This window comes from Aeromonas sp. 95A, assembly GCF_051919235.1.
Classification (GTDB): Bacteria; Pseudomonadota; Gammaproteobacteria; order Enterobacterales; family Aeromonadaceae; genus Aeromonas; species Aeromonas veronii.
The window spans coordinates 4,406,799-4,421,021 of the sequence record NZ_JBQBFC010000001.1; the positions used below are offsets into that span (position 1 = coordinate 4,406,799).

General features: G+C 60.1%; 9 protein-coding genes and 2 pseudogenes. 6 read left to right on the forward strand and 5 right to left on the reverse strand.

The annotated features are described in order from the left end of the window. Nucleotides 1-68: 68 nt before the first annotated feature. Nucleotides 69-1,777 (reverse strand): annotated as a pseudogene (locus ACTG2U_RS20220) (lysophospholipid acyltransferase family protein). A 206-nt stretch (nt 1,778-1,983) separates the two neighbouring features. Further along, nucleotides 1,984-3,207 (reverse strand): peptidase T, encoded by a 1,224-nt coding sequence (pepT, locus tag ACTG2U_RS20225; RefSeq protein ID WP_439975034.1) that lies wholly within the window; start codon nt 3,205-3,207, stop codon nt 1,984-1,986. Nucleotides 3,208-4,221: 1,014 nt separating this feature from the next. Between pepT and speA the strand changes: the two genes are divergently transcribed. Together speA and ACTG2U_RS20235 are read left to right on the forward strand one after the other, a co-directional pair. After that, complete coding sequence (gene speA / locus ACTG2U_RS20230) at nt 4,222-6,123, forward strand: biosynthetic arginine decarboxylase (RefSeq protein ID WP_439975035.1); 1,902 nt, start codon at nt 4,222-4,224, stop codon at nt 6,121-6,123. A gap of 283 nt (nt 6,124-6,406) precedes the next feature. Next, on the forward strand, nt 6,407-6,595 hold the full coding sequence (locus ACTG2U_RS20235) for a hypothetical protein (RefSeq protein WP_005334402.1): 189 nt from the start codon (nt 6,407-6,409) through the stop codon (nt 6,593-6,595). Between the two features lie 80 nt (nt 6,596-6,675). Here the strand turns inward: ACTG2U_RS20235 and ACTG2U_RS20240 are convergent, their stop codons facing one another. The 3 genes and pseudogenes from ACTG2U_RS20240 to ACTG2U_RS20250 all read right to left on the reverse strand — a co-directional run bounded on the left by ACTG2U_RS20240 (nt 6,676) and on the right by ACTG2U_RS20250 (nt 10,729). Continuing rightward, nucleotides 6,676-6,963 carry a hypothetical protein gene (locus ACTG2U_RS20240; RefSeq protein WP_139734328.1) on the reverse strand — a complete coding sequence of 96 codons (288 nt, stop codon included), beginning with the start codon at nt 6,961-6,963 and terminating at the stop codon, nt 6,676-6,678. A gap of 268 nt (nt 6,964-7,231) precedes the next feature. Further along, nucleotides 7,232-9,240 (reverse strand): annotated as a pseudogene (locus ACTG2U_RS20245) (methyl-accepting chemotaxis protein). Between the two features lie 193 nt (nt 9,241-9,433). Next, complete coding sequence (locus ACTG2U_RS20250) at nt 9,434-10,729, reverse strand: amino acid permease (RefSeq protein WP_021229327.1); 1,296 nt, start codon at nt 10,727-10,729, stop codon at nt 9,434-9,436. Between the two features lie 251 nt (nt 10,730-10,980). Between ACTG2U_RS20250 and ACTG2U_RS20255 the strand changes: the two genes are divergently transcribed. From ACTG2U_RS20255 to ACTG2U_RS20270, 4 genes are all read left to right on the forward strand, one after another. After that, a complete protein-coding gene (locus tag ACTG2U_RS20255) occupies nt 10,981-11,364 on the forward strand; it encodes a Rid family detoxifying hydrolase (RefSeq protein ID WP_005344164.1) in 384 nt (127 codons plus the stop codon). A 22-nt stretch (nt 11,365-11,386) separates the two neighbouring features. Then, nucleotides 11,387-12,676, forward strand: a complete 1,290-nt coding sequence (locus ACTG2U_RS20260) for an L-cysteine desulfidase family protein (protein ID WP_439975036.1) — start codon at nt 11,387-11,389, stop codon at nt 12,674-12,676. 64 nt (nt 12,677-12,740) lie between these two features. Then, nucleotides 12,741-13,394: a helix-turn-helix transcriptional regulator gene (locus ACTG2U_RS20265; RefSeq protein WP_319889913.1), complete on the forward strand. Its 654-nt coding sequence runs from the start codon at nt 12,741-12,743 to the stop codon at nt 13,392-13,394. Between the two features lie 154 nt (nt 13,395-13,548). After that, a complete protein-coding gene (locus ACTG2U_RS20270) occupies nt 13,549-14,136 on the forward strand; it encodes a histidine phosphatase family protein (RefSeq protein ID WP_439975037.1) in 588 nt (195 codons plus the stop codon). Nucleotides 14,137-14,223 lie beyond the last annotated feature (87 nt).

Genomic DNA, 14,223 nt, shown 5'->3' on the forward strand with positions numbered 1-14,223 from the left:
AAAGGAGAGGGAGGCCATGGCCTCTCTCTCCTTTTTTGCATTTGGCTGTTTGCCTGGCTCCAGCAGGGTTATAAGCGCGACTCGGCCAGATGACTGCCGATATAGCGGGCCCGCTTGTGGGACTTGATGCGGCTCACATCGACCCACACCAGCCCATCGATGCAGTGGTTGAAGTCGGGGTCGATGCCAAAATCCATAAACTGGACGCCGCCCGGCTCGCACAGCTCGGAATACTGCTTGTAGAGGGTAGGGATGGCGCAGCCCAAATTGTCGAGGCGGGCCTTGAGAGCTTTGAGATCGGCGCCGTAATCCACCCCCTCGAACAGAGGTTGCGTCTCGGGGTAGGGACGGCGGGAGGGAGCCAGCGCCAGCTCGGGGGCAAAGTGCTGGCGGTAGAAGCTCACCAGCAGATCCTTGGCCGCCGGCGGCAGGCTGCCGGAGAGCGACACCGGGCCAAACAGGTAGCGGTAGCGGGGATAGCGGGCCAGATAGGCACCGATGCCGAACCAGAGATAATCGAGCCCCCGCTTGCCCCAGTAGGCGGGCTGAATAAAGCTGCGGCCAAGCTCGATGGCCTGCTCCAGCCGGGGCAGCAGCTTATCCTCAAAGCCGAACAGGGTGTGGCTGTAGAGGCCATCCTTCCCCTTGCTGGCCAGCAGCTCCGCCACCGGGGCGAACCGGTAGGCACCGATAATATCGAGCCGGGCCGGATCCCAGAGGATCAGGTGGTGATAGTCGTTGTCAAAGCCATCGAGATCCCGCCGCTTGCCAGACCCTTCCCCCACAGCGCGAAAGGCGATCTCCCGCAGTCGCCCCAGCTCGCGCAGGATCACCGAGTGACTCAGTTCATGGCGGCGGTAGAGGTAGATCCCCTGACCATCCGGGGTGGTGCCGAGCTGTTCGCAGCTTTCGATGGCCTGTTTGAGCTGGCGGCGATCCTCCGGCAGGGCGATGGGGGCCTCGGTCTGCAGGCGCCCCGCCTTGCCACGGCCAATCCGGTAGAGGTGGTTGCGCACCAGCCGCGCCGCCGTCTTGGCGGGCAGCTCCTGAAAACTGCCGAGCGGAATGCGCGCTCCTATGGTCACCGGCAGGGTCTGCCCCTGCTGGCGAAACAGCTGGCGTACCAGCAACAGGGCGGAGGCGGGCTTGTTGAGCCAGGAGGCGAGATAGAACCAGAGGCTGTTGCGCCCCCCCAGATGGATGGGTACCAGCGGGGTGCGGGTGCGCTGGGCCAGTTTGATAAAGCCTGCCTGCCAGGGGCCGTCTTTCACCCCCTTGAGGCCAAGCCGCGAGACTTCACCTGCGGGGAAGATCACCAGCGCCCCTTCATGGGCGAGGTGTTCGTTCATGGCGAGGATGGCCTGTCGATCGGTCTTGCCCTCCATATTGTCCACCGGCAATAGCAAAGGGCGCAGCGGCGCGAGCTGGGCCAGCAGCTGGTTGGCGACGATCTTTACATCGGGGCGAATGCGACCGAGCAGTTGCAGCAGCGCCAGTCCGTCCAGCGAGCCGATGGGGTGGTTGGCGACAAGAATGACCCGGCCGCTGGCGGGAATATGCTCCAGTTGCGCCTCGCTGACCCGATAGTCGAAATCGAGCTGGGTCAGCGCCTGCTCGACAAAGTCGAGGCCGCGCAGGTGCGGGTAGCGGGTGGCAAAGTCGGCAAAGGCACGTTCGTTGAGCAGCCAGCCCGCAGCCGCTTTAACAGCGGGGTGAGCAGGGGGTAGCCAAGCAGGCGGGGGAAGTGTTGGGTTAGCAGGGTATCGATAGTGAACATCTGGAGGGCTCCGGCGATCCGTTGCTCCCAGCATGATGTGACACTGTTCCCGCGACATGTCAGCGGGATGACAGTTTGATGGCAGTGGCAGCCAGTTGCTCCTGAGCGACTCTCCCTGTTTCTCTTTCCTGATGGGGGATGGCCAGATAGCAAGGGGGGGCCGGTTGACCGGCTCCCCCCTTTGCCCTGGTAATGACAGCTACCGATTAACCGCGCCAGGCTGCGGTGAGGCGCACCAGCTCCACCAGGGTGGCGACCGCTTTTTCCATGGATTGCAGCGGGATGAACTCGTGCTTGCCGTGGAAGTTGTGACCACCGGTGAAGAGGTTGGGGCAGGGCAGACCCATAAAGGAGAGGCGGGCGCCATCGGTACCACCGCGAATGGGTTTGATCTTGGGCACCACGTCGGCGGCCTCCATGGCGGCACGAGCCAGCTCGACGATATGCATGTGCGGCTCTATTTGGCTGCGCATGTTGCGATAGCTGTCGGTCAGGGTCAGCTCGATGCGGGCCTTCGGATACTCGGCTTGCAGGGCGGCGACCCGGCTCTGCATCTCGGCTTTGCGTGCGGCGAAGTGCTCGTCGTCGAAGTCACGGATGATGTAGTGGAGGGTGCTCTCCTCCACGGTGCCGTTCATCTGGGCCAGATGGAAGAAGCCCTCATACCCGTCGGTGCACTCCGGGGTCTGCTCGGCAGGCATGGCAGCGTGGAAGCGGGCGGCCAGAGTCTGGCTGTTGATCATGCTCCCCTTGGCGGTGCCGGGGTGGACGTTATTGCCGATAAAACGCACCGTGGCGCTGGTGGCGTTGAAGTTTTCATACTCCAGCTCGCCCAGTTCGCCGCCATCCACGGTATAGGCCCACTTGGCCGGGAATCTCTCTAGCGGGAACAGGTTGGCGCCGCGGCCGATCTCTTCATCCGGGGTAAATCCGACCCAGATATCGCCGCGCGGGATCTCGGGATGGGCCTGCAGGTGGTCGATGGCGGTGAGGATCTCGGCGATACCCGCCTTGTCGTCGGCGCCAAGCAAGGTGGTGCCGTCGGTGGTGATGAGATCCTGACCCAGGTAGTTTTTCAGGAAACGGTAGTCACGGATGGCGAGCACCTCGTCACCCTTGCCAAGGCAGATGTCGCCGCCCTGATAGTTTTCGATGATTTGTGGTACTACGTGTTCCGCCTCGTAGTCGGCGGTGTCCATGTGGGCAATCAGGCCGATGGCGGGGGCGTCCGGCTGGTTGCCTGGCAGGCAGCCGGTGAGGTAGCCGTGTTCATCCAGGGTGACCTGGCTCAGCCCCAGCGCCTTCATCTCTTCTTGCAGGGCGCGGGCAAAGATCAGCTGGCCTTCGCTGCTGGGGCAGGCTGGATTGGTCTCATCGGAGCGGGTATGAAAAGTTACGTAACGCAGAAAACGCTCAAGCAGGGTATCCATTAGTCAGCCTCTAACCGATTGTGAGCGGTCATTGTGGCCAATCCGTGCGGGGTACTCATTGCGTCAGCGCAGGTTTTTCCCATTTTTTGACGCAAGGATAGAGTGGGTGATGTGCGGCGCGCGGCGCAACGTCCGGGAGGGAGATCGCATAAATGTGGCATTTATTACGATATTTAGGCGCTGGCGGTGGCAACCAAATTCCCCTCAGCGACCGCACAGCAAGGCGTCAGCCCAACCATGGCGTTTTCGCACACTTTTCAAGGGGGAATCGGGCTGTCGCATAACCTGCGCCATCCCAGAGCCCGCCTGCCCGCCAGCAAGATTTGATCGACTTATTAAAAGGGGATTTTGAACACTATTTTTTATTGTCACTGCCCGCGGTAAGTGTGTACACTCCGCGCCGATCCAAGGGCAACCCTGAAGCAGGCAGAGCCGCCAGAAACCCGACCGATCATACGCCTATAGGGCGAGGCACGCAGAAACGACAGACACTGCTGGGGAATGGTTTCTTTAATACCGGTTAGGCTCCGGTATCAGGGAGAACAACAGACTCTCATCCTTCATTTGACCGAGTGGGCCACCGGCTCATCATCTTCCCTTGTCATGGGCGGTCACTGACGGTGAGGTGGGCTGTGGTTGTTGTCGTCTATCAACACGCATGCGTGCTGGCGCCTTCGCTTCTCTTCCTTGGAACCCTCTCCTTCTGTCGGGATCGCTGCCGAATGATGAACTGACGGCGTGGCTGATGTCGTCTGTCATCAAAGTACCGCGGCGCTACGGCATAGTGGCACCGCATACCGTTGAGCTTGATGTAAAGCCACCAGCCCCACATCAAGACTCGTTACTTCCCCAAGATCCACCAGGCAGCCTCTGGCTTGCCGCGATGTGCAAAGCGTTGGTTTGGGTGACTGCGTCTCGTGATGGCAGCGCTCGCCGTACTCTGCACTAGATGGTCTGGATGTGATTGAGGGTAACGAAGGCGACTTTGGGTCGCTCATTTGCGAGGCATAGCCCATGACTAACTGGTCCAGCAAGGACTCCTTGAAGGTCTACAACGTTCCCTACTGGGGTGCGGGTTTTTTCAATATCAATGACGCCGGTCATGTGACCGTCGCCCCCGACAAATCACGCCCTGACGCGCATATCGTGCTCTCTGACGCCATCGAACAGTTGCGTCAGTCCGGGCTGACCACCCCCGTGTTGCTGCGCTTCCCCGACATTCTCAAGAGTCGGGTCGATGCGCTGTTCAACGCCTTTGGTCAGGCCATCGAGAAGTCTGGCTATGAAGGGGACTACCTCTGCGTTTACCCGATCAAGGTAAACCAGCAGCGTCGTGTCATCGAGACCATCAGCCAGTCCTACAGCGACAAGCCCCGGCTTGGCCTGGAAGCTGGTTCCAAACCGGAACTGCTGGCCGTGCTGTCCCATCACCATGAGCAAGGCTCGGTGATCGTCTGCAACGGTTACAAAGACCGCGAATATATCCGCCACGCCCTCTTGGGCAACCTGATGGGCCACAAGGTCTACATCGTGGTGGAGAAGCCCTCCGAACTGGAAATGGTGCTGGACGAGTCAGCTCGTCTCAACATCAAGCCCAATATCGGGGTGCGTGCCAAGCTCGCTTCCACCGGCTCCGGCATGTGGGAATCGAGCGGCGGCTCCATGTCCAAATTTGGTCTCTCCGCCTCCCAGATCCTGGCGCTGATCGAACGTCTGCGCGGGCTGGGCAAGCTGGATTGCCTGCAACTGCTGCACTTCCATCTGGGCTCCCAGATCGCCAATATCCGCGACATTCAGGGCGGCATCCGTGAGTGCGGCCGTTTCTATGCTGAACTGCGTCGCCTCGGTGCCAACATCGAGGTAGTGGACGTCGGTGGCGGCCTGGGTGTGGACTACGAGGGAACCCGTTCCCAGAGCCACTGCTCCGCCAACTACAGCCTCTCCGAGTACGCCAACAACGTGGTATGGGGCATCGGCGATGTCTGCCGCGAGTTCGATCTGCCGCACCCGACCATCATCAGCGAGTCTGGCCGTGCCCTGACCGCCCACCACGCCGTTCTGGTCACCAATATCATTGGTGCCGAAGGGGTGGAGATGAACGACATCAGCGCGCCGGACGAAGATGCACCGACCATTCTGCAGAACATGTGGAAAGGCTGGCTGGATCTGCGCAGCGAAGATCCCTCCCTGCTGGAGATCTTCCATGACTCGGTGGCCGATCTGGGTGATGTGAATACCCAGTACACCATGGGCCTCTTGAACCTTGAACAGCGTGCCTGGGCCGAGATGCTGCACCAGAACACCTGTCTGGCACTCAAAGAGCTGCTCAACCCGGTCAACCGCAACCACCGTGCGCTGGCTGACGAGCTGAGTGAAAAGCTGGCGGACAAGTGCTTTGCCAACTTCTCCCTGTTCCAGTCCCTGCCGGATGCCTGGGGTATCGGCCAGGTATTCCCGGTGATGCCGCTGGCTGGTCTCGATCGTCCGCTTAGCCGTCGCGGTATCCTGATGGATATCACCTGTGACTCCGACGGTCAGGTCGAGCACTATGTCGACGGTCTGGGGGTCGAGAGCACCCTGCCAATGCCGGTCTACGGCGAGAACGAAGAGTGCCACGTCGGCTTCTTCCTGGTCGGTGCCTATCAGGAGATCCTGGGCGACCTGCACAACCTGTTCGGTGACACCCACTGCGCGGAAGTGTGGCTGGACGAAGAGGGCAAGATGGACATTCGCAACGTGGTGCGCGGCGATACCGTCGACCAGCTGCTGCGTTACGTCAACATCGACCCGTCCGTTATCCGTGAGAACTACCAGCGGATCGCTTCCCACCCGGCGCTGGACGACGCAACCCGTAAAGCCCTGCTCGACGAGCTGGAGCTGGGTCTGCAAGGCTACGCCTATCTGGAAGACGAATAAGCCTCTTGCTTGTTTACCCCGTCGGTGGAAACAACATGACGGGAATGAAAAAACGGCGCCTGCGGGCGCCGTTTTTGTTACTGGGGGCCATCCGGCGATATGACGGGGCACTCGGCCTGTCTTCATTCGGATAACTATGGTGGCTCGGGGGATCCGTAGGCCACAGATCTGGCTGATATCTGTCCCTTTCAGTCGCTTCCTTTGATCTGCATCAAGCGTGAACCTAGGTGGTTATTTTACGGTCAGGAGTGATGTTGATGGAATGTAACAAAAGGATGTACATATGGAACTGAAAAGGGACCCGAGATGCTATACCGACGTCTGTATCGACGGTAAGTGGTATCACTACGACCACTGCAGCACCAACGTCTACATGCTGATGGGAGGCGCCGCGCCGAGCCTTCAGCTGGCCTATGAGCCGAGCAGCGAAGAGGAGCTGATCGAGATGCTCCAGCAGCTGGGGCGCTTCTGACTTACCGAATTGATGTCTTGCCATATGGCCATCGGGCGCGTTGCCACGATGGCCACTACTCTTCACCGCTGTACCTTATCTCAGCGGTTTTTATTGCCCAATAACCCCTTGCCAATCTCCAGCATGGCGACGGCCGCGGCGTAGCTGCTATCGGACTTGCCTATCTCATCCGCTATATAGAGAAAATTGGACTGGTACTTCTCGACGGCCTCCTGTGGAGTGGTCGCGTCAATAAAGTCCTCCTCCACCTCGAATCCTTGGGTCAGCAGTGCCGCCTTTTCACTCAGAAAAGTCGGAGATGCCATGTCGATAAAGGTGTATTGCTGCCGATTGGACGCCGGAATGGTAAAAAACTGGTATCTGGCCATGGGTAAATCCTCGCTTGAAGCGGGTGATAGATGACGTGACGCTGGTTTTAATCTGTGGTTCGCAGGCGGCTTGGTTTCCCTCGACATCGCAGACCGTGCGTGTCGGGGATGCCGCATTTTGTTTTCGTTCGAGACTACTTTGTTGGCGTTTGCCCAGCAAGTGGGGCGCAGAGATTTTCTGGATGATCCGTGCAACTGAGACGTTGTAGGCAGGGGCGAGACCGGGATAATGCCGGGCTCACGTTGAGCCCGGCTTGTCAGCGCTCTGTTACAGCACGAAGCTCTGTACCATGGCGCGCAGCTGTTCGGTGAGCTGGTGGATCTGGCGGGCGGCATCGCGGGCGGCGTTGGCCACTTGCAGCGCCTCGTCGCTGCCATCCGAGATGCGCACCACGTTGCGTTCGATCTCGTTGACCACGGCGCCCTGCTGCTCGATGGCGCTGGCGATAATGGCGTTGGTATCGACCATCCGATCCACCTTCTCGGTGATGGCGCCGAAGGCCTGCTGGGCCTCCTGGGCCAGACCGACCCCCTCCTGCGCCTCGCGGCTGGCAGCGGACATGGCGCTGACCGAGGCGCGGGCGCCGGTTTGCAACTGCTCGATCATCTGCTGGATCTCGACCGTGGCCCCCTGGGTGCGACTGGCCAGCGAGCGCACCTCGTCGGCCACCACCGCGAAGCCACGCCCCTGCTCGCCGGCGCGGGCTGCCTCGATGGCAGCATTGAGGGCCAGCAGGTTGGTCTGCTCGGCGATGCCGCGGATCACCCCGATGACGCCACCAATCTGGCTGCACTGCTGCTCCAGCTGGCCGATGGCCTCGGCGGTGCGCAGCACACCTCGCGGTTGATGTGGTCGATGGCGGTGATGGTACGCTCGACCACCGCCTCGCCCTGACCCACCACGGCCTGCGCCTCCTGGGTCATGCGGGCGGCTTGCAGGGCGTTGCCCGCCATGTCTTGTGAAGTGGCGGCCAGCTCCTTGATGGCGGTGGCGACCTGATGGGTCTCCCCTTGCTGATCGGCAATGACCTCCTGTGAGCGGCAGGTGCGCGCTTCGATCTCGGTGGCGCTCTCCACCACGGTGACGCCATTTTCACGCACTCGCAGCATCAGGGTGCGCAGGGTCTCCAGGGTCACGTTGTAATCCCGGCTGATGGCGGCCAGCTCGTCCTGACCGACGATCTCGATATGCTGGCTGAGATCCTGTGCGTTGACCCGGGCGGCAATATCACGCACCCGCCCCACGGTGTCGCGCAGGGAGAGATAGGCACCGATCATCAGGTAGAGGTAGAGCAGCAAGCTGACGGTCAGCGGCGCTGTGACCCACCAGAAGTGGCGTTGGTTGGCGGCCAGCCGCTGATGTAAGTCGGCCTCCAGCCGCTGGCGTACCTGGCCTGCCAGTGCGGTGATGGCCTCGTCCATCTTATCCCCCAGCGCTTGCACCTCCTTGGTGGGGAGTTGCACCAGCTGATCCTTCATCATCTTGTTTTCCATGGTCTCGACCCCCTGACGCACCAGCTGTATCAGAGCATCGGTCTGCTGACCCAGCTCGGCGCGGTAGGCCGGTTCAATCTGGTAGAGCAGGGTCAGGTCGGCCTCCAGCTCTTGCAGAGTGGCGCTGATCAGGTCAAGACGAAAACGCAGGCCGCTGTAGCCCTCGGCCTGAAACAGGCCGAAATCGGCGATGGTGGCGGCGCGATCCCGCACCTGAGCCAGCAGGTCGCGCAGTTGCGGCAACCGCTCACTGGCGAGGATCACCATGTAGTAGGTACCGAGCGCCGGATCCTGGATCAGGCTGCTACTGGCGGTAATGTGCTTGTAGAGGTGGCGCACCTCGGTCAACAGCTTGTCGTGGCGCAGGTTGCTCTGCTCCACTTCCAGCTTGCCCGCTTCACTCTGCAGGGCGGCCCAGCCCTGCTGGATCACCTCAAAGGAGGGGTTGTTCTGGCGGGTGTTGGCAAAGGCTTGCAGGCTCTGATCAACTGTTTGTGCGGCTGCCTTGACCTGATCATCACCGACCGGATCCACTTCATAGGCGTGACGGGTTACCAGATTGCGATGGGTGAGCAGGGCTTGCTCGATAGCGGGCACGGGGGTGAGATTGACCACTCCCGCCAGCTCGCGGTTGGCCTGGACGTTGTCATCCTGCAGCCGCCCCAGCAGATTGGTCATGCTGTAGGCCAGTGGCAGCAGCATCAGGCAGGACCAGAGCAGGAATTTGTATTTGAAGGAGAGCTGATTGCCCAGCCGGATGGCGGGGTTGAAAATCCATTTCATGTTAAGCCTCGATACCTGAGTGCGGGCGTGGTTCGTGTTGCCTGAATAGTACTCCGAGCGGCCTCCCTTGGGTGATGGCCGGTTGCAAGTTGTGATCCCCTTGGCTTTTTACTTCCGGGCGGGGGCGCGGTCAGCCGCACCAATAGAAAACGGGCCACCCGAAGGTGACCCGTGGTCGATAAGGGGAAACCGATCAGTTGAACGCCAGGAAGGGCGAGACACAGAGCAGCAGGCCGGTGACGATGATGATGTAGAGGGAGGTGCCCTTGTACTTGTGCAGCGCCGGTACCTGATAGACCAGATAGGCCGGGATGAGGCAACCCACCATGCCGAAGATGGGGCTGCAGATGGAGGTGAAGCTCAGTACCGGTGCGTTGAGCACGATGGCCCCCCAGGAGAGCATGACGGTAAACACCATGATCCCTTTGCCTACCAATCCTTTGTTGATGCGGTTTTCCGGCAGCACCCGGCGCAGCAGGTTCATCGCCAGACCCTGACAGGCTTCACGGAAACCGAGGTAAACGCCGAAGTAGGCGGTCATTACCGCAAAGATGTTGAGGGTGAGGCTCAGGAGCTTGAGGGTCTGGCCGGGCATCCCCTGGGCTACCATGGCCAGCGCGGAGATGTTCTCTTCAGAGGCTTTGACCGCCTGATCGTGGCCCATGGCCAGAGTGAAGGAGACCGCGTAGAAGAACACCACCACGAACAGGATGCCGAAGGCGATATTCATGGCGCGCATCGCCTTGAAGCGGGCCACTTCCAGCGACTTTTCCCGCGAGCGGTAGGAGATCACCATGGGACTCAGGCTTTGAATAAAGAGGATGGAGGTGAGGGTGAAGGGCAGCATGATGATGGCATCCTTCATCCAGTCACCGGCAGCGGGCATGGCGGTGATGTTGGCCGCATCCCACTTGTCCACCATCATCAGGCCGAGCACGGCCACCACGCTGATCTTGGTCAGCACCATAAAGGTGGAGATCTTGAACAGCAGGTTTTCGCCGCGCGAGGCCAGTGCCACCAGACCGCAGATCAGCACCAGACCGTAGAGCGGGTTTTCAGAGAGCAGGCCGTCGGTGACGCCGAAGCTCTGCAAGAAGGAGGCGCTGTCATTGGTGATGGCGGTGGAGTAGACGAAGACCCAGATCACCAGCATCACGAAGTAGAGCGCGCCGAGCAGCACACCCCAGTTCTTGCCAAGGTAGCCGGTGATGACGCTGGGGTAATCCTTGCACTCCGGCGAGGTGGCCAGGGTGTTGATAAAGAGGCGCTGGAACATGTACATGGCGGGGTAGCCGATCACTGCCGAGAGCAGAAAGACCCACAAACCCATCAGACCCACCTGTACCGGCAGGAAGACGATCCCCGCGCCGATGGCCATGCCGATGCTCATGATGATCCAGCCCCAGTCGGTGCTGTCGAAGCGAACCGCTTCTTTCCATTCCAGCGTGCCCATCACGGGGCTGGCGAGTGTAGTGCTATGCGCGTCCATTAAAACCTTCTTTTTTGTAGGGATGTGGGAAAGCGGCGCAAATATAGTTGAATAAAACTGTCATAAACAATGCCCATAAGAGTACTTTTGTTCAAATCAGGATGGTGATCACGGTTTATATTGAGGCCGAAAGGTGTCTTTAAACGCCATTTTTGTATCTTTTTGTTGAATGGATAAAATAAAAAGCAAATAATGTTGAACGGAATGAGATTCATGATTGCAAAAAAAATTGCACAAACAGGAGTGGCTATATGAAACGCATCATCACAGCAGCAGCGGCACCTGACGCTATCGGTCCCTACAGCCACGGCACTGCCTATGGCGACCTTATCTTTACCTCCGGTCAGTTGCCGGTCTGCAAGCAACAGGGTGGTGTGGTGGAAGGGGGGATTGCCGCCCAGACCCGCCAGTCACTGGAAAACCTGAAATCCGTGCTGGAAGCCGCTGGCGGCTCGCTGGATACCGTGCTCAAAACTACCTGCTACCTCGCCGAGATCAGCGATTTTGCCGCGTTCAACGAGGTCTATAAAGCCTATTTCCAGAAAGATTGTCCGGCGCGCAGCTGCTTCGCAGTGAAGGATCTGCCGATGGGCGTCAAGGTTGAAGTGGAAGCGATCGCCCATATCGCTCGTTAATGCTGATAAAAAGGTTCAAGTGATGAAACATGCGTGGCAGCAGTATCTGCAGATTATTCAACAGGTTGTCAAACCAGCGCTGGGTTGTACCGAGCCAATCGCCGCCGCTTATGCCGCGGCTGTCGCCACCCGGCAACTGGGCTGTGAGCCCGGTCGCCTCGAGGTTGCAGTGTCGGACAATCTCTATAAAAACTCGATGGGTGTCTATGTGCCGGGCACCGGCAAGATCGGTCTGGCCATTGCGGCTGCGGCCGGAGCCATCGGTGGCAACGCCGATGCCGGGCTGGAGGTGCTGGCCGCGATCCAGCCAGAACAGGTGGATCGTGCCCAGCAGCTGATCGATGCCGGCAAGGTGCAGGTGAGCCGCACCGCCGCCCCCGAGTTTATCTTCTGCCGCGTGACCGTTTATGGCACTGATGGCAAGGGTGAAGAACACAGCGCCGAAGTGACTCTGTGCGGCGGTCATACCCGCATCGTCGAGCAGCGCCGCGATGGCGAGGTAACCTTCACCGCCGATCAGAGCCAGGGCGGTGCCACCGGTTCCATCTGCGATGGCGTCGATATCAGCATCGCCGCCATCTACGAGTTCGCCACTCAGGTGGAGTTCGAGCAGATCAGGTTCATCCTCAAAGCCTCCGAGCTTAACGGCAAGCTCTCCGCCGAGGGGATGAACAACCCCTATGGCCTGGAGATTGGCCGCACCATGCAGCAGAACATCAATGCCGGTCTTATCGGCGAGGATGTGATGAACCGCATCGTGATGATGACGGCGGCTGCCTCCGATGCCCGCATGGGGGGCGCGACCCTGCCAGCCATGAGCAACTTTGGCAGCGGCAACCAGGGCATTGCCGCCACCATTCCGGTGATGGTGATTGCCGAGCGCTTTGCGGCCAGCGAAGAGCAGCTGGCTCGCGCCCTCATCATGAGCCATCTGGGCGCCATCTATATCAAGTCCCACTATCCGCCGCTGTCGGCCTTCTGTGGCAATACCGTGACCAGCGCGGCCGCCTCCATGGCCATGGTCTATCTGGCGGGCGGCAGCTTCGAGCAATCCTGCTTCGCCATCCAGAACGTACTGAGCGACAGTGCCGGCATGGTGTGCGACGGGGCTAAAGCCTCCTGCGCCATGAAGGTGAGTACCTCCTCCGGTGCGGCGGTGCGCGGTTTCCTGATGGCCCTCAACAGCCACTCGGTGTCGGGGCAGGGGATCGTCGCCGGCGACGTGGATCAGACCATCCGCAACGTCGGCCAGATGGTGAAGGAGGGCATGTCTGCCACAGACAGCACCATTATTGATATCATGTCCGCCTGATGTCCCTGTCGGTTGCTGCCCGGCTCCCATTGTCCGGCAGCAACCCTTGCAAGAAGGTCCCATTGTGAAGCTGCAAGAGTTGAGTCCGAGCGATTTTGAGATCCTCAAGTCGATGGAGAACATTGTGGACGGCATCGCCGCCATGTATGGTCAGCACACCGAAGTGCTGCTCCACAGTCTGGATGCGCGCAATCCCTCGATCGTCAAGATTGCCAACGGCCATATCACCGGCCGCAGTGTCGGCGCCCCCATCACCAACCTGGCGATGATGAAGCTCAAGAGCGGGCAGGATATCTCCAGCCCCTACATGACCAAGTGTGCCACCGGCAAGACGCTGCGCTCCATCACCACCGTTATTCGCAACGGGGAGCACAGGGCCATCGGGTTGCTCTGCATCAACAGCGACATGGATGCCCCGCTGCAATCCGTGCTGCGCACCATGATGCCGGAGTGCATGCATCCCCACGAGAGCCATGCCACCCCGGAGGTGTTCGCCCGCAACATCGACGAAGCGCTCAACAGCACTATCGACACAGTCAGTGCCGAGGTGCGTGGCAACGAGGCGGTGCCCCTGTCCCAGAAGACACGGGTCATCGTCAACCAGCTGCACGATATGGGGATCTTCGAGTTAAAAGACAGTGCCCAGATTGCGGCGCGCCAGCTCGGCATTTCGGTCCACTCCATCTACCGCTATCTGCGGGAGATCAAGAAGGGCTGAGCCGGTTTAATCTGGCCGAATTGGCAGCAAACGGGTCAGCCTTGACCCGTTTTTTACGCCCGTTTTAGCCTCTCTGTTTGGGCCATCCTTCGGGCTCATCTGCTATCATCCCCCCCCTTTATTTTTCTATCTCTCTGAACGTGCTGGAGAAATCATGTCTCGACTCATCTATCTGCTGCGCCACGGCCAGACCCGCTTCAATGCCGAGCAGCGTCTGCAGGGGCGTTGCAACTCCGAGCTGACCTACAAGGGCGAGGCGCAAGCCATCGCCATGGGGCGGCGGCTTGCTGGCGAACTGGCGGAACCCGCCCGTTGGACCATCTATGCCAGCCCGCTCGGGCGTGCCCGTCAGACTGCGCTGCTGGTGTGCGAGCAGTTGGGGCTGGCGGCGGATCGCATCGGCTGGGACGATCGCTTGATGGAGCTGGGGATGGGGGAGTGGGAGAGCTGCCAGATACCGGCGCTGCGTCTTGCCCATCCCGAGCTCGATACCGGCAAGGGGGACTGGTATCTGCAGGCACCGGGGGCCGAGAGCTTCGAGAGCATTCAGCGCCGGGCACACCAGTGGTTGCAGGATCCTGCCATCGCCGAGCGGGCCATCGTTATATCCCACGGTCTGCTCGGTGCCATGCTGCGTGGCGTCTATGCCGATCTCGACTATGAAGCGACCTGGTCACAGGAGTTGCCGCAAGATGCCTTCTATAAGCTGCAGGATGGCCACATCACCCGCATTGCTTGCTAGTTTCGTGGACGTTGCCGCCATCAGTGCATGGACGACGCAGGCTGCAACGCGCTACGGATTTTGCTTTGCGAAGATTAGACATCAACG

Coding starts and splice junctions, on each gene's coding strand:
- pepT (WP_439975034.1), bottom strand. CDS start 3,207: ATGGATACCCTGCTTGAGCGTTTTCTGCGTTACGTAACTTTTCATACC.
- speA (WP_439975035.1), top strand. CDS start 4,222: ATGACTAACTGGTCCAGCAAGGACTCCTTGAAGGTCTACAACGTTCCC.
- ACTG2U_RS20235 (WP_005334402.1), top strand. CDS start 6,407: ATGGAACTGAAAAGGGACCCGAGATGCTATACCGACGTCTGTATCGAC.
- ACTG2U_RS20240 (WP_139734328.1), bottom strand. CDS start 6,963: ATGGCCAGATACCAGTTTTTTACCATTCCGGCGTCCAATCGGCAGCAA.
- ACTG2U_RS20250 (WP_021229327.1), bottom strand. CDS start 10,729: ATGGACGCGCATAGCACTACACTCGCCAGCCCCGTGATGGGCACGCTG.
- ACTG2U_RS20255 (WP_005344164.1), top strand. CDS start 10,981: ATGAAACGCATCATCACAGCAGCAGCGGCACCTGACGCTATCGGTCCC.
- ACTG2U_RS20260 (WP_439975036.1), top strand. CDS start 11,387: ATGAAACATGCGTGGCAGCAGTATCTGCAGATTATTCAACAGGTTGTC.
- ACTG2U_RS20270 (WP_439975037.1), top strand. CDS start 13,549: ATGTCTCGACTCATCTATCTGCTGCGCCACGGCCAGACCCGCTTCAAT.